This window comes from Variovorax sp. LjRoot175, from assembly GCF_964253805.1.
Lineage (GTDB): Bacteria > Pseudomonadota > Gammaproteobacteria > Burkholderiales > Burkholderiaceae_C > Variovorax.
Genome location: NZ_CAXURY020000001.1, coordinates 5,319,814 through 5,341,942, shown reverse-complemented (window position 1 = coordinate 5,341,942; position 22,129 = coordinate 5,319,814). Strand labels below are relative to the sequence as shown.

Here is a 22,129-nt window from a genome sequence, read left to right as displayed (position 1 = left end):
ACGGGGACGACTCGGGTAGTCCACATAGCATCTGTTGGCCGACTGTCGCCGGTCGCGGCCGGCGAGCTTCGGGCCCTATATAGACATTGCTCTTGCACCAACGCGCCTAGACAACTCCGCGGACAGCCCAAAACGACGTTGTCAGGGCGCGTGGTCCGTCAGGCAAGCCGCAGAGATACGCTGCTCGGACATGATGCTTCAGTTCGTCGCGTTTCGACATTGCAAGCTGCGTCACGTAGCTGCCCGTCTTTCCTTGCCCGGTGAGGAACGTAGACCAGTAGTCATCAAACGACTGGTACTCGAATAGGGCGGCAAGTTGCTCTTCCACGACGGCGGTGAAGCTCGCAGCTTCGAACAAGTCCGCGAGTCCTCCGGGCCAACCGAGCGCCTTCGAGACCATTTCGTCGCGCATTACAGCGCCGTCTGCATCGAGGACGGCAGCAGCGTCCCAAACCAGGCTGAATGGCGTCCAGCCGCAGCGGAAATTGTTGACGACCACAGTGACCATGCCGCCCTTGCGCGTGACCCGCTTCATCTCGCGCAGGCCCTGGGCGGAGTCCGGAAGCACGTCCAGCGCGAGCATGGATAGCGCGCGGTCGAAAACCCCTTCCTGGTACGAAAGGTTAAGGGCATCGCCGACTTCGAAGACCACGTCCTGCCTTGCGGTCACACGCTGTGCAAATTCAACGTAAGAGGGAGACAGATCGACGCCGGTTGCGCGCGCCCCGACGAGCGATATGGCACGCGTCAGATGGCCTGTGCCGCAACCCACGTCAAGGACGGCCTCGTTTGCCGAAACACCTGCGAATCGAACAACGGACGGTGCAAGGCGTTGGCTTCCTCGACCGACATATGCTTCATAGCCCTCAGGGTCGGTCGCTACGAACACTGCCATTTGAAACTCCTCAGAACCTGCATTGCAGACATCCGGTGCGGCGCGTCAGCCGTGTCTCAGGCAGTCATCTCCTCGAGTGTCTTTCCCGCATCCAGCGCCTCTTTCAACCAGCGCGGCCGCGGGCCCATTCCCGACCATGTGTGTCCAGCCTCATCTCGATACACAACCTTGGACTTCCGCTTCTTGGACTTATTGAGCTTTTTTGCGCTCGACGCGCCCGACGACGAAGCCGCGGTGGCGAACTCTTCGAGCGCCCTGCCGGCATTGAGAGCGTCACGCAGCCAGTATGGGCGTTTCCCAATGCCTGACCAGGAATTGCCTTGACCGTCGCTGTACTTCGTTGACCGAGTGGGGGCAGTCTTTCCTGCCTTCGCCTTCACACTGCCGGCAGTCGCTCCGAAGCCCAACTGCTCTGGAGTGAGCCCGTAGTGGGCGATGGCCACCTTGATGCGCGCAACTACTCCATCGACCTCCTGCTTGCGCAACTTCTCAGCTTGGCGCTGGAGAGTCTCGATTTGCTTTTGGATCTGCTTGTAGCTTTGAGTCATTGACCTTGGTTCCGAGATTTGGAAAGACTCGACTTTAGTCTCATTGACAAGCCTTGCCAAAATGCGACTGCCGCTACGGCTTCTCGGAGGCGTCGAAGTCGAGTTCGACCTTCGCTCCATTGGGGTCGTGGCAGAACAGCTGCCAGGTGCCCGCACCCGCCTGCTGCCGCAGCTCGTACTTCGTGCCGCTCTGGTCGAAGCGGGCTTTCACGGCACGCAGGTCGCGTGCGGTGAAAGCCATGTGGTCGATGACGCCGGTGCGCTGCGCCGGCACCGGCCGCCCAAAGTAAAGGTGCAGCAACGCCTGCGGCCCTTCGCCGTAGAGCCACGCGCCGGGAAAGCCGAGGTCCGGTCGATGGCCGATGGTGAGCCCGAGCAGGCCCGTGTAGAAATCCAGGGTCTTCTTCTCGTCCTCGGCCGTGACGGTGAAGTGATTCATCCCGACGATCATTTCGCTCTCTCCTTGTTCATGGCAGCAACACCAGCGCGCCGATGGTGGCGCGCGATTCGAGCCGCGCGTGCGCCTCTGCCGCGGCGTTCAGTGAATAGCGTTCGATCGGCGGCGCCTTGATCGTGCCGTCGGCGAGCGCGTCCCAGACCCGTTGTGCGCGCTTTGCGAGCTGCTCGTTCGTCGCCACGTAGTCGAACACCACGGGCCGCGAAAAGCTCAGCGACTTGGCGAGCAGCGCGTCGGCTGGCAATGGCGCCAGCGGGCCGCTGGCCTGGCCGAGGCTGATCCAGTGGCCGCGGCGCGCGAGGGCGGCGAGGTTCTCGTCGCGGGCCGCTTCGCCCAGGCCGTCGATCACCACGTCGGCGCCGCCGCAGGCGCGCTGCACGGCATCGGCGAAATGGTAGTCGCGGGTCACGATCACGTGCTCGCAGCCGTGCTCGCGCGCGACGCGGGCCTTCTCCTCGCTCGATACGGTGCCCAGCACGACCGCGCCGAGACGGCGCGCCCAGGAACAGACCAGCAGGCCCACGCCGCCGGCTGCCGCATGGACCAGCAGCCGCGTGCCGCGCTGCACGCGCCCGAGGGCGCGCAACAGGTAGTCGGCGGTGATGCCCTTGAGCAGCAGCGCGGCGGCGAGTTCGTCCTCGATCGCCGCGGGCAGCCGCACCACCCAAGCGGCCGGCACGCAGCGCACCTCGCAATACGCGCCGGGCACCGGGCCGAGGTAGGCCACGCGGTCGCCGGGCAGGAGGCCGCTGACCTGCGGCCCGACATCGAGCACGCTGCCGGCGGCCTCCATGCCGGGCACGCCGGGAAGGGGAAGCAGGGACGGCACCCAGCCGCGCCGCAGGTACACGTCGATGAAGTTGACGCCGATGGCGCGCTGCCGGATGCGCACCTCGCCCTCGCGCGGCGCCGGGGCTTCGGCCTCTTGCGGGCGCAGCGCCTCGGGCCCGCCGTAGCGCTCGACGACGACACGGCGCGTGGGCACGGCCAGAGCCATGGGCATCGCCGCGGCGCGGCCCGCCGGTTGCAGATCGCTGCCTTGCCGCAAATGCCGGCGCAGGTTCTCGAAGCCGGCCTCGTAGACGCCTTGCGCCACCATGTCGCGCAGTTCGCGTTCCATGCCGGGCGGCGTGGCGAAGGTCGATTCCCAATGCCAGAAGGTGCGGTTGCCGTCGGTCACCGGCTTGAGCGTGACGGTGGCCACGTAGCGCTGCAGCGGCACCGTGGCCTCGACGATGCAGTAGGTGCTCTTGTGCTCGGTGTCCGACAGCGTCAGCAACTGCTCGCGGATGCGGTTGCCGTCTCGGAGCGTGAAGCTGCGCACGCAGCCGATCTGGTCGCTGCGCTCGCCGCCTTCGATGCGGCTGGTCTCGACCACTTCATGCCACGCTTCATGGCTGTTGAAGTCGCGCAGCACCGCCCACACGCGCTCGATCGGCGCGTCGATGATGGTCGAGCGCACGACTCTTTGCAGCATCAGGCCTCCCGCCGGGCCGCCCCAAGGGAGGCCTGCGCCCCCTCGGGGGGCAGCGAATACACGAAGTGATGAGCGTGGGGGTCCATCAGCCTTTGCTGAAGTGGCGCTTCAGTGCATCGAAGCCGCCCTGGAACACGCCGCTGCCGGTCGACTCGGTCAGCTCGCGCTCGCGGCCCTCATCGCAGTCGAACTCCGCGCTCCACTCGGCGAAGCAGCGTGCGCCATCGGTCACCGGCGTCAGCTTGAGCGTGGCCGTGTAGTGCGTCACGCCCATCGGGCTCTCGAGGATCTCGTAGGTGCAGCTGTATTCATAGTCCGACAAGGCCAGCAGCTTCTCGCGGACCATGCCGCCATCGCGCAGGTGGAAGTGGCGGATGCAGCCGACACGATCGCCAGGCTGGTTGTTCTCGATCCGGCTGTCCGCGATCAGCGGGTGCCACTGCGGCAGGCCGTTGAAATCGCGGATGCGCGACCACACGCTGTCTGCACTCGCGTCGATGACGCTCGAAACGTACACCTGCACCATGCGTTATTCCTTGGCCTTGCCAGTGCCCGAAGGAAGCGCGACGTGGGCGCCGCTGACATCACCCACCAGGCGTTGAATGTCGCCGCCTTCGATGCCGATCTCGCGAAGCAATTGATCCACCAGCGGCGCCTGCGCGCGAAAACGCAACGCGGAGTTGACCAACCCGTCGGCAAAGCCGCCGCCGTCGCCGTTCTGGGCGCCCGCGCCCGACGAGCCGCCCAGACCGTCGACATGCAGGATCTTGATGCCCTCGATGCGCTCCATCGGCCGCACCGACTCGCGGATGATCGCCTCGGCCTTCTCGACCAGCTTCATGCGCAGCGCCGACATGCGCGCCTCGGGCGACAGCATGTTGTGCGCCTCGTTCATCATGCGCGCCGCCTCGGCTTCGATCTCGGCACGCACGCGCATCGCCATCGACTTGATCTTCTCGGCATCGGCGTCGGCCTCTGCTTGAGCGCGCACCGCCGCGCCGCGGTCGGCGCTGGCGTCCTTCTCGGCCTGCGCCGCAGAAGTGAGGCGCAGCGCGTCGCGTTCGGCGATCTGCGCCGCGCCGATCAGCTCGATGGCCTTCTTGCGCTCGGCCATCTCGACCTCGCGCGCCGTGAACACCTTCTCCTCGGCCGAGACCGCCAGCGCACGGGCGGTTTCGGCCTCGGCCTGGGCCTCGCTCTGCGCCTTGCTCTCGCGCGCGACCGCAATCGCGCGCTGCTGCTCGGCGAGCTCGAGCGACATGCGGCGTTCGATCTCGGCGCTCTGGATCGCGCGCTCCTTGCCGATGCGCTCCTCCTCGATGGTCTGTTCGGAGCGGATGCGTGCCGCGTCGATGCTCTGCTTGGCGGCGATCTGCGCGCCTTCGGCCGCCTGTTCGCGCTGGGCCCGCTCCGTGGCCACCTCGGCACGCTGACGGGCGCGCGCGATCTCGACCTCGCGCTGCTGCGTCAGGCGCGCGTACTCGCCTTCGCGATCGATCTCGAGCGAGAGCTTCTCCGCCTCGAGATTCTTGTTGCGGATCGCGATCAGCGTGTCCTGCTCGACGTCGTTGCGCTGCTTCTTGCGGTGCTCGATCTGTTCGGTCAGGCGCGTCAGGCCCTCGGCATCGAAGGCATTGCTCGGGTTGAAGAACTCCATGCCGGTCTGGTCCAGCTGCGTCAGCGAGGCGGCTTCGAGTTCGAGGCCGTTCTTGGTCAGATCCTCGGCCACGGCTTCGCGCACGCGCCTGACGTAGGCGCCGCGCTTCTCGTGCAGTTCCTCCATCGTCATCTCGGCGGCGGCGGTGCGCAGCGCGTCGACGAACTTGCCCTCGACCAGCTCCTTCAACTGGTCCGGCTCCATCGTCCGCAGGCCCAGCGTCTGCGCCGCCGCCGCCACCGCATCGGCGTTGGCGGCCACGCGCACATAGAACTCGGCGATCACGTCGACGCGCATGCGGTCCTTGGTGATCAGCGCCTTGTCGCGGCCGCGGCTCACTTCGAGGCGCAGCGTGTTCATGTTGACCGGAATCACGTCGTGCACGATCGGCAGCACGAAGGCGCCGCCGTCGAGCACCACCTTCTGGCCGCCGAGGCCGGTGCGCACGAAGGCCCGCTCCTTGGAGCTGCGCAGGTACAGCCAGTGGAGCAGCCAGACCGCGATGGCGACGACAATCGCGACAACGATCAGCCCCAAGATGAAACTGCCGAATTGAGCGCCTGACATGGATCTGCTCTCCTGTTATCGGGTGATCTGAACGAAGCGGCGGGTGGTCTCGGTGAGCGCTGCCTCGACCGGCAACCGCTCCATCGAACTCGCGCCGTAGAAGCCGTGGCATGCGGGGCAATGCGCCAGCACGTGCTGCGCATCCTCGGGCGTGGCGATCGGGCCGCCGTGGCACAGCACGATCGCTTCCCGGTTCACCGCGTGGGCTGCCGCCGCCCACGAGTTGATGCGATCCACGCAATCGGCCAGCGTGAGCGCCGTCTCTGCGCCGATCGCGCCGCCGGTGGTGAGGCCCAGGTGGCACACGATGATGTCCGCGCCGGCCGCGGCCATCGCGCGCGCATCGGCCTCGCTGAACACATAGGGCGTGGTCAGCAGGTCGAGCGCGCGGGCGCGTTCGATCATCTGGACCTCGAGCGCGTAACCCATGCCGGTCTCTTCGAGGTTCGCTCGGAAGGTGCCGTCGATCAGCCCGACGGTCGGGAAGTTCTGAACGCCCGAGAAGCCGAGGCCGATCAGCCGCTGAAGGAACTCCTCCGGGATCATGAATGGGTCGGTGCCATTGACGCCCGCCAGCACCGGCGTGTTCCTCACCACCGGCAGCACCTCGTGCGCCATCTCGCAGACGATCTGGTTCGCGTTGCCGTAGGCCAGCAGGCCCGCGAGCGAGCCGCGGCCGGCCATGCGGTAGCGGCCCGAGTTGTAGATCACGATCAGGTCGATGCCGCCGGCTTCCTCGCACTTCGCCGACAGGCCGGTGCCGGCGCCGCCGCCGATGATCGGCCGGCCGGCGGCGATCTTGGCGCGGAAGCGTTCGAGCAGCGTGGATCTGGCGATGCGGGGCATGGTCGGGTCGTGGGCGATCAGGCGCGCCGTGCGCCGGCCGTGGGTCTGGACACCTCGTGCCACGCGCTGACCAGCGCGTCGGCAAAGGCCTCGTCGTTGATATGCAGCGGCAAGCGCTGCAGCTTGCGGTCGATGCCGCTTCGGAAGGATTGCTCGATCGCGGCGAACAGCGCCCGGTCGGCCTCCGGGTCGTGGAAGGGCTGACCCGGCCGGTCGATCGCGGAGACGCCGCCTTCGGGAATCAGGAAGCGCACCGGTCCGCGCATCGCGTTGAGCTTGGCGGCAATGAACTCGCCGATCGCGCGGCACTCGTCGGCCGTGGTCCGCATCAGCGTCACGGTCGGGTTGTGGCGGTAGAGCTTGCGCGCCTTGAAGCGCTCGGGCACCGTGTCCCAGGCGCCGAAGTTCACCATGTCCAGCGCGCCGCAGGAGCCGACATAGGGCAGCGCATGGCGCGCGAACACGTCCATGCGCGCCGCTCCGGCCGAGAGCACGCCGCCTGCGATCTCGTCCGCGATCTCGGTCGTCGAGACGTCGATCACGCCGGCGAGCATGCCCGAGTCGGCGAGCTTTTCCATCGACTGGCCGCCGACGCCGGTGGCATGGAACACCAGGCAGTCGTAGCTGTCCTCGAGGCGCTTGGTGACCGCCTGCACGCAGGGCGTCGTCACGCCGAACATCGTGAGGCCGATTGCCGGCTTGCTGGAGGTCGAGCGGACCGGCGGGTGGGCGATCATTCCGGCCAGCGCGTTCGCGGCGTTGGCAAGCACGCATTCGCTGATGCGATGGATGCCCTGCACGTCGGTGACCGAGTACATCATGCAGATGTCGCTCGGACCCACGTAGGGCCGTGTGTCGCCGCTGGCCATGGTCGAGACCATCATCTTCGGCACGCCGATCGGCAGTGCGCGCATGCCCTGGGTGGCCATCGAGGTGTTGCCGGAACCGCCGGCGGAGATGATGCCGCCGAGGTCGCGCCGCGTCTGCACGAAGGCTTCGAAGGCGAGCGCCATCGCGGCGGTCGCGCTGCCGCGGTCGCCGCTGAAAACGGCCGACTCGCCTTGCGGGTGGTGGCGCGCCACCTCGCGCGGATGCACGCTGGCCGACGAGGTCCGGCCGGAGGTCGACAGGTCGACCGTGACCACGCGCAGGCCCGAGCGCTCCAGGCACTGGCGCAGGAAGAACAGCTCGCGGCCCTTGGTGTCGAAGGTGCCGGCCACGTAGGCCGCGCGAGCGCTGCTGGCGGCGACGGGCAAGTCGAAGACCCGGGGCGATGCGGCCGGAGGCGGGGCCGGCGCGATGGCCGATGCCGGCGCTGCGGGCGGTAGTGGCGCGACCCGCGCGATGTCGACCACGGGCGCGGCCGTGCCGCCGGCGTTCCAGCGCGTGAAGCCGCGCACCCTGCTGGGCGCCAGATCGTCGAGCGAAGGCGCGCCCTCGCCATGCGCGCGGCGCACGGTGAACACTTGTGTGGGCGCGGGCTGCTCGATGCCGCCGTCCTCGGCGTCGAGCCCGGCTTCCTCGTCATGGCCGTTCGAGCGCACGCCGAGCAGGCGCTCCTGCAGCTCGCGATCGCCAGCGAGCTGCGCGATCGGCATCTGCTGCGCGATGCGGCCGTTGACCATCACGCCGATCCGGTCGGCCACCGAGATCGCCACGCCGAGGTTCTGCTCGATCAGGAGCACCGCGATCCTGCCTTCGGTCGCGAGATCGCGCAGCGCCTGCGCCACCTGCTCGACGATCACCGGCGCCAGGCCCTCGGTGGGCTCGTCCATCACCAGCAGCTTCGGGTCCAGCAGCAGCGCGCGCCCGATCGCGAGCATCTGCTGCTCGCCGCCGGAGAGCTGCGCGCCGCCGTGGCCGCGGCGTTCGGCGAGGCGCGGGAACATGGCGTAGATGCGGTCGACTTCGCGCCGCCGGACGGCGACCAGGCGCAGCGTCTCGTCGACCGAGAGCGAGGGCCACACGCGGCGTCCCTGCGGCACGTAGGCGATGCCGCGCTTCGTGATCTCGTTCGGCGCCAGGCCGAGGATCTCCTCGCCCGCGAGCCGGATGCTGCCGCGCGCCGGCACCAGCCCGGTGAGCGCGTTGCACAGCGTGGTCTTGCCCATGCCGTTGCGGCCGACGATGCCGAACACGCCGCGTTCCAGCGTCAGGCTCACGCCCTGCAGCGCATGGGCGCGGCCGTAGAAGACGTCGAGCGCCTCGATCGCGAGCGCCGGCGCGCTGCCGCTGCTCGCGTTGTCGTGCTTGGCGCGCAACCAGGTCATCAGTGCCGGCTCCCCATGTAGATCGCCTGCACCTGCGCGTCGTTCTCGATCTCGCCGGGACTGCCGGTGCGAAGCTCGCGCCCGTTGTGCATCACGGTGACTCTGTCGACCACGCGCAAGGCGATGTCGAGGTCGTGCTCGATCAGGACGAAGCTCATGTGCGCAGGCAGCGAGCGCAGCAGCGCGACGAGCTCGCGGCGCTCGGCCGGCGACAGGCCCGCGGCCGGTTCGTCGAACAGGATCAGGCGCGGCGCGCCGGCCAACGCCATGCCGATCTCCAGCTGGCGCTGCTGGCCATGGGCCAGATTGGCGACGCGCTCGTTCGCGATGTGGGCCAGGCGCGAGCGTTCGAGCAGGTCCTGGGTCGCGACCATGGACGCGTCGGTCGCGCGCGGCCGCCAGCAGCTGAAGCGGCCGCTGGCAACCCCGCGCACCGCGAGGAACAGGTTGTCGCGCACCGTCAGCTCGCGAAACAGCAACGAGGACTGGTAGGTGCGCCGCAAGCCCTTGCGGATGCGTTCGTGCGGCGGCAGCTCGGTGATGTCTTCGCCGAAGAAATGGATCCGCCCCGCGGTGGGTGGGAAGTCGCCCGTGATGGCGTTGAACAGCGTCGTCTTGCCGGCCCCGTTGGAGCCGAGGATTGCGTACTTCTGACCGGCAGCGACGGTGAGCGACACATCGTCGACCGCGCGCAGCGCGCCGAAGGCCCGCGTCACCCCACTCAGCCTCAGCGCATCGCCGGACAGCAGTTGTGCAGCGCCGGCGCTGCGCGGCGCTGCCGATCGGAGGGGAGTGACCGTGGCCATCTCTAGCCTTGTGCCGTGCCGCGCCCTCGCGACGCACCCAAGAAGCCGGCCCGCGAAGCGTGGCCCGTTCGGGAAACACCGCGGAACCGGCTTCGCCGGGCCGCTGGTGTTGGCCCCTCGAGGGGGGAGGCGGCTACACGAAGTGAGCAAGCAACGGGGGTGGGCTTCATTTCCGACAATCCGGTACGTCGCGCGTGCCGAGACCCATCTTCTTGAATTCCGCCTCCGGCAGGCCCAGCGTCTGCGTGATGTTGGGTACCGTCTTGACGACCTTGTTGTAGAACGAGCCGTCCGCGGCCTTTGCCACTTCCGTGATGTAGGTGGGGCCGACGCCGTTGCGGTTGGCGTCGATCTTCACTTCGCCGGCCGGGCCCTTGAAGCTGGTCTTCTGCAGCGCCTCGCGATAGGCCTTCTGGCCGCCCGACAGATCGCCCTTGACTGCATCGAGCGCGTCGAGCGCCGCCTTGGTGTTGATGTAGTACAGGTACGCGAACAGCGAGGGGCTGGGGAAGCCGTCCTTGAAGTTGGCCTTGTAGTCGGCCACGAACTTCTTCCATTCGGGCGTGTCGATCGAATCGGCCATCGGTCCCGCGGACGCGGTGCCCAACAGCGACTCGCGGCGCTTGCCCTTGAAGTTGAGCACCGTCTGGTCGACCGTGATCGAGCCGCCGATCATCGGCTTGTCGCCGCCGGCCTGCTCGTACTGGGTCAGGAAGTTCACTGCGTCCGAACCGCCGAGCACCACCACCAGCGCGTCGACGTCCTTCGGAATCTTCGCGATCACCGAGGCGTAGTCCTTGGTGCCCAGCGGCACCCAGGCCTTGTCGACCACCTTGCCGCCCTTGGCGCAGTAGCTGGCCATGAAGCCCTGCACCTGCGAGTAGGGGAAGCCGTAGTCCTCGGCGATGAGGTAGGTCTTCTTGTAGCCCTTGGCGAGCGCGTGCTCGCCCAGGCCCACCATCCACTGCGCGCCTTCGGTGTTGAAGCGGTAGAAGTTCGGCGCCGGGTCCGTCAGCGTCGCAGCCTGCGCGCCGGACGAGCCGTTGATGAAGGTGATGTTCGGCTGCGTCTTCGCGTAGTTCTTGACCGCGATGCCCTCATCGCCCGACAGCGGCCCGATCATGATCGGCACCTTGTCCTGCTCGACAGCCTTGCGGGTGGCGTTGACGGCCTTGTCGGGCGTCGCGTCGGACGAGACCTTGACGAACTCGATCTTCTTGCCGCCGGCCATGCCGTTCTTCTGCTTGAGCGCCAGGTCGGCGCCGCGCATGCTGTCCTGCCCCGGCGCCGCGAACGGGCCTTCGAGCGTGGCCAGGAGGCCGATCTTCAGCGTCTCCTGCGCCTGCGCCAAGCCGGCCATCGTGATCAACGCCGCGGCGCCGACGATGCTGCGCCCGAACACTCTTCTGCTTCTGCTCATGTCTCGCTCCTGGTTGTCATTTGGTGAATGCGGCCGCGGCCGCGGGTGATGAACGGGCCGGGAAGGCGAGTGCGGAGGTGTTGCCACAAGCCCAGCAGCCCGTCGGGGGAGAACAGCACGATCGCGAGGAAGACTCCGCCGATCACGAGATTGAAGCGTTCGCGGTCGACCAGGTCGACCGCGAAGTTCTGCAGGAGCACGAACACGATCGCGCCGATGAAGGCGCCGATCGGGTGCTTCATGCCGCCGAGCACGGCGATGATGAGGATGTTGATCATCGCGCCGGTGCCGACCGTTCCGGGCGAGATGCGGCCGTTGTACCAGACCATCAGCACGCCGCCCATCGCGGCGAGGAAGCCGGCCACCGCATAGGCGGCCACGCGGTGCGCGGTGAGGTTGTAGCCCAGTGCCTGCATGCGGCGCGGGTTGTCGCGGATGCCCTGCAGCGCGACGCCGAAGGGCGCGCGGATCAGGTACTTGACGAAGAAGTAGCCGGCAAGCGAACAGGCGAGCACCAGGAAATAGAACGGCATCGGCTGCTGCAGGTCGAGCTCGAACACCGTCGGCGGCGCGATGCGGCTGAAGCCCTGGAAGCCGTTGAAGACGGTGTAGTTCTGCTGCGCCAGGTAGAAGAAGGCCACGCCGACCGCGAGCGTGATCATGATCGTGTAGATGCCCTCGGTGCGCACCGAGAGCCAGCCCACCGCGGCGGCGAACAGCGTGGCCAGCGAGATCGCGACCGCGAGCGCCAGCCACCAGGGCCAGCCGAGGCTGATCGTGACATTGCTGCTGGTGCCGAAGATGGCCAGCATGTAGGCCGCGAAGCCCGCCACCGTCATCTGCGCCAGCGACACCATGCCGCCGTAGCCGCCGAGGAAGGTGAGCGACAGCGCGATCAGGCCGAGCGCGAGCGATTGGGCGCCGATCTGGAAGGTGAAGAAGGGCGAGGCGAAGAAGGGGTAGGCGAACACGAACACGGCGACGGCGACATGGCGCACCCGCACCGCGTGAAGCATGGAGCGCAGCCGGCGCAGCGTGCCCGCCTCTACGGACGCAGCGACGGCGCCAGGCCTTCTCGCGGTCGAAGGGATCGCGGCAGGCCCGCGCGCGCCGCGCGCTGCACCCGCCGCAGCTGCGGACGAATTCATGGCCCGTCGCCACTGCGCCGCGCTCATGTGCTCCTCCCCATCAACCCGCGCGGCTTGAAGGCCAGCGCAATCACCATGATCACGAAGGTGAACACCACGCTGTAAGTCGGCGCATAGGCGAGCCCGAACTGCTCCGCGAGGCCGATCAGCAGCGCCCCGATCGCGGCGCCCACCACGCTGCCCATGCCGCCGACGATCACCACCACCAGCGAGGCCAGCAGGTAGCGCGTATCTTCACCCGGCGAGATCGACAGCGCCGTGCCGCCAACGACGCCCGCGAGCCCGGCCAGCCCGGCGCCGATCGCGAAGGTCAGCGCGAACACCAGCTGCACGTTGACGCCCGAGGCCGCGAGCATGCCGCGGTCGTCCACCCCGGCGCGGATCATCATGCCGATGCGGGTGCGCGCCAGCAGCAGCCACAGGCCGACGCCGATCACGATCGAGGCGAGCAGCACCATCAGGCGATAGGTCGGAAACTTCGCGATCAGTGGCAGGGTGGTCGAGCCGTAGATCCAGGACGGCGGGTCGAAGGTGTAGATCTGGGCGCCCCAGATCCAGAGCATCAGGTCGGCGAGCACGATCGAGAGTCCGATGGTCACCAGCGTCTGCCGCAGGTCCTGGCCTTGCATGTGGCGGAAGACGAGCAGCTGCATCAGAAGCCCGAGCACCGCCGCGGACAGGAAGCCGGCGAAGACCGCCAGCACCCACGAGCCGGTGTGCTCTCCGACGAACCAGCCGACGTAGGCGCCGAAGAGGTAGAGCGAGCCGTGCGCGAGGTTGACATTGCGCATCAGGCCGAAGACCAGCGTGAAGCCGCTGGCGACCAGGAAGTACAGCGAGGCCAGCGTCAGGCCGTTGAGCAGGGTCTTGAAGAAGAGCGGCGCGTTGTCGGCGATGGCCCAGATCGCGAACGCCGCGATCGGGACGCCGAAGAGCAGCCACAGGGCCCACTGTTTACGTGTCATGCGGCCCGCTCCCATGCCCGCTGCGACGCGATCTCCGGCGCCTTGGCGAACTCGCCGTCCTTCATCACCGCGAGGATGCGCTTCGGATCGCGCAGGATGGCGAGGTTGGCGAGCGGGTCGCCGTCGACCAGCAGCAGGTCGGCCAGGTAGCCGTCCTGGATGGCGCCGAGCTCGTGGCCGCGCATCATGATCTGGCCGCCGTAGACCGTGGCGGAGCGGATCGCCTCGGCCGGCGTGAAGCCGAGGTACTTGACGAAGAACTCAAGGTCGCGCGCGTTCTGGCAATGCGGCGTGAAGGCGAAGCCGTAGTCGCCGCCGGGCAGGATGCGCACGCCGCGCCGGTGCATGGCCTTGAGCGATTCGAGCGCCGCATCCCACTCGATCTGGTAACCCATGGCGACCGCCTTCTCGTGCGTGATGCCGTAGGGCGCGGCCTCGTGCAGCATCGCGTAGATGATCGCGATGCCCGGCGCGACGAAGATGCGGCCCTTCGCCGCCTCGAGCATGTCCAGCGTCTCCTCGTCGGTGAAGCTGGCGTGGTAGATCACGTCGATGCCGTGGCGCAGCGCCTGCTTGACCGAGGCTGCCGAGCGCGCGTGCGCGGTGCCGCGCTTGCCGCGCACCCGCACTTCCTCCATAGCGGCGTGCACCTCGGCATCGCTCATCCAGGTGGTCTCGGCCGGCGAGTCGGGCGTGAAGTTGTCGCCCGAGAGATTGAGCTTGATCGAGTCGACGCCGTACTTGAGGAACATGCGCACGACCTTGCGCATCTCGTCGGCCGAGTTCACGTTCACGCCGAAGCTGAATTCGGGGAAGGGCAGGTGCGGCAGCGTCTCGTCGCCCAGGCCGCCGGGCACGGTGATCTCCTGACTCGCGGCCAGGTAGCGCGGGCCGGGAATCTGGCCGGCGTTGATGGCGTTGCGGATCACCACGTCGAGCCGCGGCTTGGCGCAGGCCGCGCCGACGCAGGAGGTGAAGCCTGCCTCCAGATAGCGCTTTGCGACCTTGGCGCACCACAGCACGTGTTCCTCCAGCGGCATGCGCTGGATCGCTGCGAGCGTGGCCGCGTCGTTCCACGAGAAGTGCGTGTGGGCCTCGCACAGGCCGGGCATCAGCGTGGCGCCGGCGCCGTCGACCACCATGGCGCCGCCCGGCGCGATCGGCGCCGTGCTGCGGCCGACCTGGCGGATGCGGTTGCCGCGCACCAGCACGCTGCCGGTGTAGGGGTTCTGGCCCGTGCCGTCGAGGATGCGAACGTTGGTGAAGACGACATCGGCCATCGTGGTTCTCCTAGGCAGCCCAGCGCGTCGGCTGGGTGCGCCGCACCGGCGGCGCGCGGTGGAACTCGCCGTCCTTCATCACGGCCAGGATCCGGGTCTTGTCCTGCAGCACGCTGATGTCGGCCAGCGGGTCGCCGTCGATCAGCAGGAGGTCGGCCAGGTAGCCCTCGCGGATGTAGCCGAGCACCTTGCCCATGCGCATCATCGGGCCGCCCCACGCGGTGGCCGACAAGAGCGCCTCCATCGTGCTCATGCCGACGTACTTGACGAAGTACTCGAGGTCCTTGGCGTTGGTGCCGTGCGGCGTCCACGCGAAACCGTAGTCGCCGCCGGGCAGGATGCGGATGCCGCGCTTGCGCATCGCACGCATGCTCTCGACCGCGGCCTCGAGCTCGCGGTGGTAACCCATCTTGCGCGTGACCTCGGGCGTCAGGCCCCATTCGCTCGCGTGATGGCAGGTGTTGATGAGCCAGGCCAGCCCCGGCGCGATGAAGTGCTCGAACTTGTGCTCCTCGAGCATGTCGAGCGCTTCTTCGTCGGTGAAGCTGGCGTGGTAGATCACCTCGATGCCCTGCTTCACGCACTGCTTGATCGACCAGGTGGAGCGCGCATGCGCCGCGACGCGCTTGCCCCAGGCCTTGGCCTCCTGCACGCAGACCGAGATCTCCTCTTCGGTGAACTGGCTCATCTCGCTTGGCATGCCGGTGATCGACTCGCCCGAGAGATTGATCTTCAGCGAGTCGACGCCGTACTTGGCGAACATGCGCACGCAGCGCCGCATCTCCTCGACACCGCTGACCACCGCGCCGAAGGCGAACTCGGGCTGCGGCAGGTGCGGCTGCGTGGTGTCGCCGAGGCCGCCGGGCACGGTGATCTCCTGGCTGGCGGCCAGGTAGCGCGGGCCGACGATGGTGCCGTCGGCGATCGCGTTGCGGATCACGACGTCGAGCCGCGGCTTGGCCGCCGCGGCGCCGACGCAGCTGGTCCAGCCCATGTCGAGGTAGCGCTTCGCGACTTCGGCGCACCACAGGATGTGCTCTTCGGGCGGCATGCGCTGGATCGCGTCGAGGCTGGGCTGGTCGTTCCACGAGAAATGCGTGTGGGCCTCCACCATGCCCGGCATCAGGAAGGCACCGGCGCCGTCGATCAACTGCGCGCCCATCACCGGCGCGGAACGGGCGCCGTAGCCGGTGGGCACGACGCGCGCGATGCGATTGCCCTGCACCAGCACGTCGCCGGTGAAGGGCGCTTCGCCGCCGCCGTCGAAGATGCGCACATTGGTGAACATCACATCGGCCATCAGTACCCCCTTCGGCGCTGCGCGCCGTTCCCCCCGAGGGGGAGCGAGCCCACTTTCGGGCGGCCGGGCAGTGGGCTCATTTCAGCTCCTCGCGTTGGCTGCCAGGAAATCGCGCAGCTCGCGCTGGCATTCCTCCGGACGCTCGACCGGCGTCCAGTGGCCGCAGCGCGGCAGCACCACCACGCGCTTGCTGGCCGCGTTGTGCAGCTTGTCGGCCATGGCGCGCACCGCCTGCGGCGGCGCCACGCCGTCCTCGTCGCCGGTGACCAGCAGCACGGGCGCTTCGATGCGCTCCACCGCCGCGGCTTGCGCGCCGGCGAGTGCTTCGCAGCTGCGCGCGTAGGCTTCGCCGTCCTGCCGCATCAGGCTCTCGCGCACGAACGCGACCGCCACCGGCAGCCGCTGGCGCGTGTCGGCGGAGATCGCAGCCTGCAGCAGCGACTGGGTGATCTCGTGCATGCCGGCCGGGCCCTCACGTGCTTTCGCCGCGCGGGCCTGCATGGCGGTACGGGCGGCGTCCGGTGGCGCGATCAGCGGCCCGAACAGCGCGACGCTGGCCGCCAGCTTCGGATGGTCGGCGGCGATGTGCTGGCAGACGATGGTGCCCATCGAATGCCCGATCCAGTGGGCCCGCGTGACCTTCAGCCGCTCGCAAACGGCGAGCAGCGCTTCGACATAGCGCTCGATCGAGAGCGCGCCCTCGGCCCGCTGCGAGCGTCCGCTGCCCGGCAGGTCGACGCGGATCACGCGATGCCGCGCCAGCGCCGGCATCAGCGGCGTGAAGCTGTTCGAGCTGCCACCAAGGCCGTGCACGCAGACGACGGCAGGGCCTTCGCCTTCCTCTTCCACCGCGATGCGGTCGATCAACTGGAAGGTCATCTATTCGAACCTGTTCTCGATCACGCCCACGCCGTCGATCTCGATGCGCATGAGATCGCCGGACTTCAGCCACTGCGGCGGCGTCTGACCCATGCCCACGCCGGCCGGCGTGCCGGTCGCGATCACGTCGCCCGCATGCAGCGTGATGCCGCGCGAGCAGGTCTCGATCAGCGTGGGGATGTCGAAGATCATGTCCTTCGTCAGACCGTCCTGGCGCAGCGCGCCGTTGACCCAGCCGCGCACGCGCGTCGCGCGGCCGTCGACCTCGTCGGTGGTCACGATCCACGGTCCCATCGGGCAGAAGCCGTCGAAGCTCTTGCCCAGCTCCCATTGCTGGTGGCGCATCTGCACGTCGCGCGCGGTCACGTCGTTGACGATCGTGTAGCCGAACACATGGTCCATCGCGCGCGAGCGCGGGATGTCGCGCCCGCCGCGGCCAATGACCACGGCCAGCTCCGATTCGTAGTCGATCTGCACCGAGGTGGCGGGCGAGGGCAGGCGCACCACGTCGTGCGGTCCGACCACGCACTCGCCCAGCTTGCCGAAGACGATCGGCCACGGGTCTTTCTCGGGCATGGTTTCGCGGAACACCGTGCTCGCGAGCTCGGTGGCGTGCGCGCGGTAGTTGCGCCCGATGCAGAACAGGCTGCGCAGCGGGCGCGGCAGCGGCGCGCGCAGCGTGAGCACCTCGACCGGCAGCCGCGCGCCGGAAGGCTGCGGCAGCGGCTCGTGGCGCGCGAGCGCCTGTATCAGCGGCAGGGCACCCAGCGATGCGTCGCGCACGGCAAGCGGCGTGGCCTCACGCCCGTCCGGCGAGATCGTGCCCACGTGATCGCGTCCGCCCCAACTCCAGCTGGCCAAGCGCATCGCATTTGTCTCCATCATGTCTCGCGGTTCTTGCCGGTGGCACCGGCCGCCTCGAGATCAGGGAACTGCCCATTTTGAGACTTGCGTCTCAAATCGGGATCGGTGCATCATACGTGCCGACCTCAGACCTCCACAAGCGAAGCCCAGCCCTTCGGCACTCCGTACAAACCCCATGGCGCGACTGAAGCACAAGCTGAGCGAACCCCCGTTGCCGCCCGAGCGCGGCGTCAAGGCGGCCACCTTCAAGCTCCTGCTCGACACCGCCATGGACATCATTCGCCAGAACGGCCACATCCCTTCGGTCGCCGAGGCGGCGGCGCGCTCGAAGGTGTCGCGCGCCACGGCCTACCGCTACTTTCCGAGTCGCAGTGCATTGATCACCGCGGTGATCGACAGCTCGCTCGGGCCGGTGCGCAAGCTCGCCTCCGACAACCCGAGCGGCCGCGAGCGGGTGCACGAACTCTTCGCGCAGACCTTTCCGCGCTTCAAGGAATTCGAGGCCCAGCTGCGTGCGGCCGCGCAGCTGTCGCTGGAGCAGTGGGCGCTCGAGCGCGCCGGGCTGCTGGAGGAGGAGCCCTATCGCCGCGGCCACCGCGTGCGCATCCTCCAGCATGCGATCGAGCCGCTCGTGCCACAGTTGCGGCCGGCTGTGCGGGACCGGCTGCACCATGCGCTCTCGGTGGTCTACGGCATCGAGCCCTATGTGATCCTGAAGGACATCTGGGGCCTGCGCGATCGCGAAGTCGAGCGCACGGCACTGTGGATGGCCGATGCGCTGATCGATGCGGCGCTGCGCGAATCCGACCAGAAGCCCGCGCCGCGCGCAGTCCGCGTGAACGGCGCGAAGGCCGTCGCGGCCACCGCGAAGCGGCGCTGAGCGCGGGGACCGTCGTGCGCCGCCCATCGCCTGCCTGGTTCGATGCGCAATACAACAACCGCGCGCGCATTCCCGAGCATCCTTCGATCCTGAAGCATTGGGCCGATGCCTCGGCCAGGGCCTACGAGCTGCCCGGCTGGGTGTGCGATCTCACATACGGCGACGACGCCAGCGAGCGCCTCGACGTGCATCCGGCCGTGCGTCCCGGTGCGCCGGTGCTGGTGTACATCCACGGCGGCTACTGGCGTGCTCTGGACAAGCGCGACCAGAGCTTCGTGGCCCCGCCCTTCGTCGATGCCGGGGCGATGGTGGTGCTGGCGAACTATGCGCTGTGCCCGGCAGTCAGCATCGAGCAGATCGTGCTGCAGCTCGTGCAGGCACTGGTCTGGGTCTATCGCCATGCGGCGGAACACGGCGGCGATCCCGGGCGCATCGTGGTGGCCGGCCACTCCGCGGGCGGACACCTGGCAACGATGCTGCTGGCCTGCGACTGGCGCGCCGTGGCGCCCGACCTGCCTGCGGACCTGGTGAAGTCGGCGCTGGCCATCTCGGGGCTGTACGAGCTCGAACCGCTGCGGCACGCGCCCTTCCTGGCTCCAGACCTATGCCTGAGCGCAGCATCGGCGCAGCGCCTGAGCCCGGCCGCGATGCCACCGCCGTCGCGCGGATCGCTGGTGACGGTGGTCGGCGGCGACGAGAGCGAGGAGTTTCTGCGGCTGGCGGCGCTGATCTCGCAGGCTTGGAGTCCGCGCGTCGTCATCGCTGCAGAACGCGTTCCGCAGCGCAACCACATGGACGTGCTCAACGAGCTGGCGGACCCGCACTCGCCAACGCATCGGCGGGCCTTGCAACTGCTTGGACTGCTCAGTCCTCGACGAAAGCCTCTTGCCGCTTCGCCTTGATCGAGGGCAGCAGCACGATGCCCAGCAGCGCCAGCGCCGCCACCAGCAACCCGGCCGACAACGGCCGCGTGACGAACACGCTCCAGGTTCCGCGTGACAGCAGCAGCGCGCGGCGCAGGTTCTCTTCCATCATCGGCCCGAGGATGAAGCCCAAGAGCAGCGGGGCCGGCTCGGTGCGCAGCTTGAGGAAGAGGTAGCCGACGAAGCCGAAGATCGCGACCATCCAGACGTCGAAGGTGTTGTTGTTGGTCGAGTACACGCCGATCGCGCAGAACAGCACGATGGCCGGGAACAGGAACTTGTAGGGCACGGTCAAGAGCTTGATCCACATCCCGATCAACGGCAGGTTCAGGATGATGAGCATCGCATTGCCGATCCACATCGAGGCGATCAGGCCCCAGAACAGCTCGGGATTGCTGGTCATCACCTGCGGGCCGGGCTGGATGTTGTGGATGGTCATCGCACCGACCATCAGCGCCATCACCGCGTTGGGTGGGATGCCCAGCGTGAGCAGCGGGATGAAGGAAGTCTGCGCGCCCGCGTTGTTGGCCGATTCGGGCGAAGCCACGCCGCGGATGTTGCCCTTGCCGAAGGCGATTTCGCCGGGGCGCATCTTGATCTTCTTCTCGAGCGCATAGGCCGCGAAGGCCGCCAGCAGCGCACCGCCGCCCGGCAGGATGCCGAGGCAGGAACCCAGCGTGGTGCCGCGCAGCACCGCGGGCGCCATGTTCTTGAAGTCCTCCTTGGTCGGCCACAGGCCCTTGACCTTGGAGGTGAACACTTCGCGCTCGTCGTCCGGCTGCGAGAGGTTGCCGATGATCTCGCCGTAGCCGAACACGCCCATGGCGATCACCACGAAGCCGATGCCGTCGGTCAGTTCGGGGATGTCGAAGCTGAAGCGCGCCACGCCCGAGTTGACGTCGGTGCCGACGATGCCGAGCAGGAGGCCCAGCACGATCATCGCGACCGCCTTGAGCAGCGAGCCCGAGGCCAGCACCACCGCGCCGATCAGGCCCAGGATCATCAGCGAGAAGTATTCGGCCGGGCCGAACTTGAAGGCCAGTTCGGTCAAGGGCGGCGCGAAGGCCGCAAGGATCAGCGTGCCGACGCAGCCCGCGAAGAAGGAGCCCAGGCCCGCGGCCGCCAGCGCCGGACCGGCGCGGCCCTGCCGCGCCATCTGGTAGCCGTCGATGCAGGTCACGACCGACGAGGACTCGCCCGGCAGGTTGACCAGGATCGCGGTGGTGGAGCCGCCGTACTGCGCCCCGTAGTAGATACCGGCCAGCATGATCAGCGCCGACACCGGCGGCAGCGCGTAGGTCGCCGGCAGCAGCATCGCGATGGTGGCGACCGGGCCGATGCCGGGGAGCACGCCGATCAGCGTGCCCAGGATGCAACCCACCAGGCAGTACAGCAGGTTGGTGAAGGTGAAGGCGACGCCGAAGCCGGTCGCCAGGTTGTGAATCAGATCCATGGTGCGCTCGTCCTCAGCCCGAAATGAAAGTGGGCCAGACCTGAATCTGCAGCTTGAGCGCCCAGATGAAGGCCACATAGCTGCCGGCCGCCAGGATGGTCGAGAGAATCAGCACGTCGCGCAGCTTGAAATGCGCGCCGGCCAGGCTGGAGATGATGGTCAGCGCGTAGATCGCGAGGATCATTCCCATCGCGGGCAGCCCGATGCTGGGCAAGCCGCCGAGCAGCACGCCGAAGGCGAGGTTGGCGCCGAGCACGAAGGCGAGCGGCTTCCAGGCCCATTTGCCGATCTTGTCGCCGTCGTTGGTCTCGACCACCAGCGCCTGGAACATGATCGCGGCGCCCAGGATCGCCAGCAGGATCCCCAGCATGAGGGGGAAGTAGCCGGGCCCCATGCGGGCGCCGTCGCCGATGTTGTAGGTGGTGGCGCCGATGGCGAAGGCTCCCCCCACCGCGGTGAACATGACTCCCGAATAGAAGTCAGCCTGACTCTTGATGCGCATTGTCTCGACCCTCGTTGATGTGCACCCGAGGGTCGTCGCCCGTGCCTGACCGCTTGCTGACCAGTACTGTACGGACTTCCACGTATCGGCCCTTCTCTCCCTGTCGCGGCCGCAACGAAAAAAGGCTCCCGAAGGAGCCTTTTCATCGACGCTGTGAAGCGTGAGGTATGTGCTTAGTAGCCGCCGCGGCCACCGCCGCCGTAGCCGCCACCGCCGCTGCGATTGCCGCCACCGCCGCCGCCATAACCACCGCCGCCGCCACCACCGTAGCCGCCACCGCCGCCGCTGCGGCCACCGCCGCCGCCGAAGCCGCCGGGCGAACGGGGCTCCATCGGACGGGCTTCATTGACGGTCAGGCTGCGGCCTTCGAGCGATTGGCCGTTCAGGCCTTCGATGGCTGCGAGCGCTTCCGCATCGCTGCTCATTTCGACGAAGCCGAAGCCCTTGGAGCGACCGCTGTCGCGTTCCATCATGACCTTGGCACTGGCGACCGAACCGTACTGGCCGAAAGCCTGTTCGAGTGTGTCGTCGCGCACGGAGTAAGCGAGGTTGCCTACGTAAAGTTTCTTGCCCATGGAGGGACTCCTAATTCAAACCAACAAAACAAAGCGATGGAGTCCCTGTATCACAACAAACTAAAGCAGCGCTGTGGCGCGAAACTGACCGATCACCGAATCACGTCTGCGGCACGAAAACGGCCGAGACGCTCCGGTATTGTCGTTCACTATTGAGGATTTGGGGGAAATGCTTTTTGTAAGGGTTAACGCGGCCTGCGCAGCGGGGCCAGCAGGGCCCTCAACCCGTTGTGGTCGATCTCGTGCATCAGCGCCAGCAGGCGGCCGATCTCGCCCTTGGGAAAGCCCTCGCGCGCGAACCACTGGAGGTAGTTGCCGGGCAGGTCGGCGATCACGCAGCCCTTGTGCTTGCCGAAGGGCATTTCGAGCGTGACCAGGCGTTCGAGGTCATCGGGGGCCATGCTGGCTATGCTCCTT

The 22,129-nt window shown here is 67.9% G+C and carries 22 protein-coding genes and 1 pseudogene; 2 read left to right on the top strand and 21 right to left on the bottom strand.

Features of this window, described 5'->3' with window-relative positions; all coding sequences use genetic code 11:
* Positions 1 to 106 precede the first annotated feature (106 nt).
* The 17 genes and pseudogenes from ACSQ89_RS26460 to ACSQ89_RS26380 all read right to left on the bottom strand — a co-directional run bounded on the left by ACSQ89_RS26460 (position 107) and on the right by ACSQ89_RS26380 (position 17,382).
* Positions 107 to 895: a class I SAM-dependent methyltransferase gene (locus ACSQ89_RS26460; RefSeq protein ID WP_436294053.1), complete on the bottom strand. Its 789-nt coding sequence runs from the start codon at positions 893 to 895 to the stop codon at positions 107 to 109.
* A gap of 56 nt (positions 896 to 951) precedes the next feature.
* Positions 952 to 1,443: an H-NS family nucleoid-associated regulatory protein gene (locus ACSQ89_RS26455; RefSeq protein ID WP_436294054.1), complete on the bottom strand. Its 492-nt coding sequence runs from the start codon at positions 1,441 to 1,443 to the stop codon at positions 952 to 954.
* Between the two features lie 73 nt (positions 1,444 to 1,516).
* Complete coding sequence (locus ACSQ89_RS26450; RefSeq protein WP_436294055.1) at positions 1,517 to 1,894, bottom strand: VOC family protein; 378 nt, start codon at positions 1,892 to 1,894, stop codon at positions 1,517 to 1,519.
* Between the two features lie 16 nt (positions 1,895 to 1,910).
* Positions 1,911 to 3,377: an SRPBCC family protein gene (locus tag ACSQ89_RS26445; protein WP_436294056.1), complete on the bottom strand. Its 1,467-nt coding sequence runs from the start codon at positions 3,375 to 3,377 to the stop codon at positions 1,911 to 1,913.
* 85 nt (positions 3,378 to 3,462) lie between these two features.
* Positions 3,463 to 3,903 (bottom strand): SRPBCC family protein, encoded by a 441-nt coding sequence (locus ACSQ89_RS26440; protein ID WP_436294057.1) that lies wholly within the window; start codon positions 3,901 to 3,903, stop codon positions 3,463 to 3,465.
* 3 nt (positions 3,904 to 3,906) lie between these two features.
* On the bottom strand, positions 3,907 to 5,601 hold the full coding sequence (locus tag ACSQ89_RS26435) for a flotillin family protein (protein ID WP_436294058.1): 1,695 nt from the start codon (positions 5,599 to 5,601) through the stop codon (positions 3,907 to 3,909).
* A gap of 15 nt (positions 5,602 to 5,616) precedes the next feature.
* Positions 5,617 to 6,447 carry a phosphoenolpyruvate hydrolase family protein gene (locus tag ACSQ89_RS26430; protein ID WP_436294118.1) on the bottom strand — a complete coding sequence of 277 codons (831 nt, stop codon included), beginning with the start codon at positions 6,445 to 6,447 and terminating at the stop codon, positions 5,617 to 5,619.
* Between the two features lie 17 nt (positions 6,448 to 6,464).
* A complete protein-coding gene (locus tag ACSQ89_RS26425; protein WP_436294119.1) occupies positions 6,465 to 7,703 on the bottom strand; it encodes a Tm-1-like ATP-binding domain-containing protein in 1,239 nt (412 codons plus the stop codon).
* A gap of 516 nt (positions 7,704 to 8,219) precedes the next feature.
* A pseudogene (locus ACSQ89_RS26420) lies at positions 8,220 to 8,717 on the bottom strand (ABC transporter ATP-binding protein); the annotation flags it as partial.
* A complete protein-coding gene (locus tag ACSQ89_RS26415) occupies positions 8,717 to 9,523 on the bottom strand; it encodes an ABC transporter ATP-binding protein (RefSeq protein WP_436294059.1) in 807 nt (268 codons plus the stop codon). The pseudogene ACSQ89_RS26420 and the gene ACSQ89_RS26415, both read right to left, overlap by 1 nt.
* A gap of 166 nt (positions 9,524 to 9,689) precedes the next feature.
* Positions 9,690 to 10,943: an ABC transporter substrate-binding protein gene (locus tag ACSQ89_RS26410; RefSeq protein WP_436294060.1), complete on the bottom strand. Its 1,254-nt coding sequence runs from the start codon at positions 10,941 to 10,943 to the stop codon at positions 9,690 to 9,692.
* The gene (locus tag ACSQ89_RS26405; protein WP_436294061.1) at positions 10,940 to 12,091 is read right to left on the bottom strand and encodes a branched-chain amino acid ABC transporter permease; all 1,152 of its coding nucleotides are present in this window, start codon (positions 12,089 to 12,091) and stop codon (positions 10,940 to 10,942) included. The genes ACSQ89_RS26410 and ACSQ89_RS26405 overlap by 4 nt, the downstream gene beginning before the upstream one ends.
* A gap of 23 nt (positions 12,092 to 12,114) precedes the next feature.
* Positions 12,115 to 13,056 (bottom strand): branched-chain amino acid ABC transporter permease, encoded by a 942-nt coding sequence (locus tag ACSQ89_RS26400; protein WP_436294062.1) that lies wholly within the window; start codon positions 13,054 to 13,056, stop codon positions 12,115 to 12,117.
* The gene (locus ACSQ89_RS26395) at positions 13,053 to 14,336 is read right to left on the bottom strand and encodes an amidohydrolase family protein (RefSeq protein WP_436294063.1); all 1,284 of its coding nucleotides are present in this window, start codon (positions 14,334 to 14,336) and stop codon (positions 13,053 to 13,055) included. The genes ACSQ89_RS26400 and ACSQ89_RS26395 overlap by 4 nt, the downstream gene beginning before the upstream one ends.
* Positions 14,337 to 14,346: 10 nt before the next feature.
* Positions 14,347 to 15,636, bottom strand: coding sequence for an amidohydrolase family protein (locus ACSQ89_RS26390; protein WP_436294064.1), 1,290 nt, complete (start codon positions 15,634 to 15,636; stop codon positions 14,347 to 14,349).
* A gap of 81 nt (positions 15,637 to 15,717) precedes the next feature.
* On the bottom strand, positions 15,718 to 16,515 hold the full coding sequence (locus ACSQ89_RS26385) for an alpha/beta fold hydrolase (protein WP_436294065.1): 798 nt from the start codon (positions 16,513 to 16,515) through the stop codon (positions 15,718 to 15,720).
* Complete coding sequence (locus tag ACSQ89_RS26380) at positions 16,516 to 17,382, bottom strand: fumarylacetoacetate hydrolase family protein (protein ID WP_436294120.1); 867 nt, start codon at positions 17,380 to 17,382, stop codon at positions 16,516 to 16,518.
* 172 nt (positions 17,383 to 17,554) lie between these two features.
* Here ACSQ89_RS26380 and ACSQ89_RS26375 point away from each other — a divergent pair, with 172 nt between their 5' ends.
* Together ACSQ89_RS26375 and ACSQ89_RS26370 are read left to right on the top strand one after the other, a co-directional pair.
* On the top strand, positions 17,555 to 18,259 hold the full coding sequence (locus tag ACSQ89_RS26375; RefSeq protein WP_436294066.1) for a TetR/AcrR family transcriptional regulator: 705 nt from the start codon (positions 17,555 to 17,557) through the stop codon (positions 18,257 to 18,259).
* 14 nt (positions 18,260 to 18,273) lie between these two features.
* Positions 18,274 to 19,161, top strand: a complete 888-nt coding sequence (locus ACSQ89_RS26370; protein WP_436294067.1) for an alpha/beta hydrolase — start codon at positions 18,274 to 18,276, stop codon at positions 19,159 to 19,161.
* On the opposite strand, the gene ACSQ89_RS26365 is transcribed toward ACSQ89_RS26370, so the two are convergent.
* The 4 genes from ACSQ89_RS26365 to ACSQ89_RS26350 all read right to left on the bottom strand — a co-directional run bounded on the left by ACSQ89_RS26365 (position 19,124) and on the right by ACSQ89_RS26350 (position 22,113).
* On the bottom strand, positions 19,124 to 20,635 hold the full coding sequence (locus tag ACSQ89_RS26365; protein WP_436294068.1) for a tripartite tricarboxylate transporter permease: 1,512 nt from the start codon (positions 20,633 to 20,635) through the stop codon (positions 19,124 to 19,126). The genes ACSQ89_RS26370 and ACSQ89_RS26365 overlap by 38 nt on opposite strands.
* A gap of 13 nt (positions 20,636 to 20,648) precedes the next feature.
* The gene (locus ACSQ89_RS26360) at positions 20,649 to 21,137 is read right to left on the bottom strand and encodes a tripartite tricarboxylate transporter TctB family protein (RefSeq protein ID WP_436294069.1); all 489 of its coding nucleotides are present in this window, start codon (positions 21,135 to 21,137) and stop codon (positions 20,649 to 20,651) included.
* Between the two features lie 173 nt (positions 21,138 to 21,310).
* Positions 21,311 to 21,712 (bottom strand): RNA recognition motif domain-containing protein, encoded by a 402-nt coding sequence (locus ACSQ89_RS26355; RefSeq protein ID WP_436294070.1) that lies wholly within the window; start codon positions 21,710 to 21,712, stop codon positions 21,311 to 21,313.
* A 185-nt stretch (positions 21,713 to 21,897) separates the two neighbouring features.
* Positions 21,898 to 22,113, bottom strand: coding sequence for a DUF3820 family protein (locus ACSQ89_RS26350; protein ID WP_436294071.1), 216 nt, complete (start codon positions 22,111 to 22,113; stop codon positions 21,898 to 21,900).
* Positions 22,114 to 22,129 lie beyond the last annotated feature (16 nt).

Bases quoted from the DNA above. Each gene is read 5' to 3' on its own strand.
- ACSQ89_RS26460 (WP_436294053.1), bottom strand. From the start codon at position 895: ATGGCAGTGTTCGTAGCGACCGACCCTGAGGGCTATGAAGCATATGTC.
- ACSQ89_RS26455 (WP_436294054.1), bottom strand. From the start codon at position 1,443: ATGACTCAAAGCTACAAGCAGATCCAAAAGCAAATCGAGACTCTCCAG.
- ACSQ89_RS26450 (WP_436294055.1), bottom strand. From the start codon at position 1,894: ATGATCGTCGGGATGAATCACTTCACCGTCACGGCCGAGGACGAGAAG.
- ACSQ89_RS26445 (WP_436294056.1), bottom strand. From the start codon at position 3,377: ATGCTGCAAAGAGTCGTGCGCTCGACCATCATCGACGCGCCGATCGAG.
- ACSQ89_RS26440 (WP_436294057.1), bottom strand. From the start codon at position 3,903: ATGGTGCAGGTGTACGTTTCGAGCGTCATCGACGCGAGTGCAGACAGC.
- ACSQ89_RS26435 (WP_436294058.1), bottom strand. From the start codon at position 5,601: ATGTCAGGCGCTCAATTCGGCAGTTTCATCTTGGGGCTGATCGTTGTC.
- ACSQ89_RS26430 (WP_436294118.1), bottom strand. From the start codon at position 6,447: ATGCCCCGCATCGCCAGATCCACGCTGCTCGAACGCTTCCGCGCCAAG.
- ACSQ89_RS26415 (WP_436294059.1), bottom strand. From the start codon at position 9,523: ATGGCCACGGTCACTCCCCTCCGATCGGCAGCGCCGCGCAGCGCCGGC.
- ACSQ89_RS26410 (WP_436294060.1), bottom strand. From the start codon at position 10,943: ATGAGCAGAAGCAGAAGAGTGTTCGGGCGCAGCATCGTCGGCGCCGCG.
- ACSQ89_RS26405 (WP_436294061.1), bottom strand. From the start codon at position 12,091: ATGAATTCGTCCGCAGCTGCGGCGGGTGCAGCGCGCGGCGCGCGCGGG.
- ACSQ89_RS26400 (WP_436294062.1), bottom strand. From the start codon at position 13,056: ATGACACGTAAACAGTGGGCCCTGTGGCTGCTCTTCGGCGTCCCGATC.
- ACSQ89_RS26395 (WP_436294063.1), bottom strand. From the start codon at position 14,336: ATGGCCGATGTCGTCTTCACCAACGTTCGCATCCTCGACGGCACGGGC.
- ACSQ89_RS26390 (WP_436294064.1), bottom strand. From the start codon at position 15,636: ATGGCCGATGTGATGTTCACCAATGTGCGCATCTTCGACGGCGGCGGC.
- ACSQ89_RS26385 (WP_436294065.1), bottom strand. From the start codon at position 16,515: ATGACCTTCCAGTTGATCGACCGCATCGCGGTGGAAGAGGAAGGCGAA.
- ACSQ89_RS26380 (WP_436294120.1), bottom strand. From the start codon at position 17,382: ATGCGCTTGGCCAGCTGGAGTTGGGGCGGACGCGATCACGTGGGCACG.
- ACSQ89_RS26375 (WP_436294066.1), top strand. From the start codon at position 17,555: ATGGCGCGACTGAAGCACAAGCTGAGCGAACCCCCGTTGCCGCCCGAG.
- ACSQ89_RS26365 (WP_436294068.1), bottom strand. From the start codon at position 20,635: ATGGATCTGATTCACAACCTGGCGACCGGCTTCGGCGTCGCCTTCACC.
- ACSQ89_RS26360 (WP_436294069.1), bottom strand. From the start codon at position 21,137: ATGCGCATCAAGAGTCAGGCTGACTTCTATTCGGGAGTCATGTTCACC.
- ACSQ89_RS26355 (WP_436294070.1), bottom strand. From the start codon at position 21,712: ATGGGCAAGAAACTTTACGTAGGCAACCTCGCTTACTCCGTGCGCGAC.
- ACSQ89_RS26350 (WP_436294071.1), bottom strand. From the start codon at position 22,113: ATGGCCCCCGATGACCTCGAACGCCTGGTCACGCTCGAAATGCCCTTC.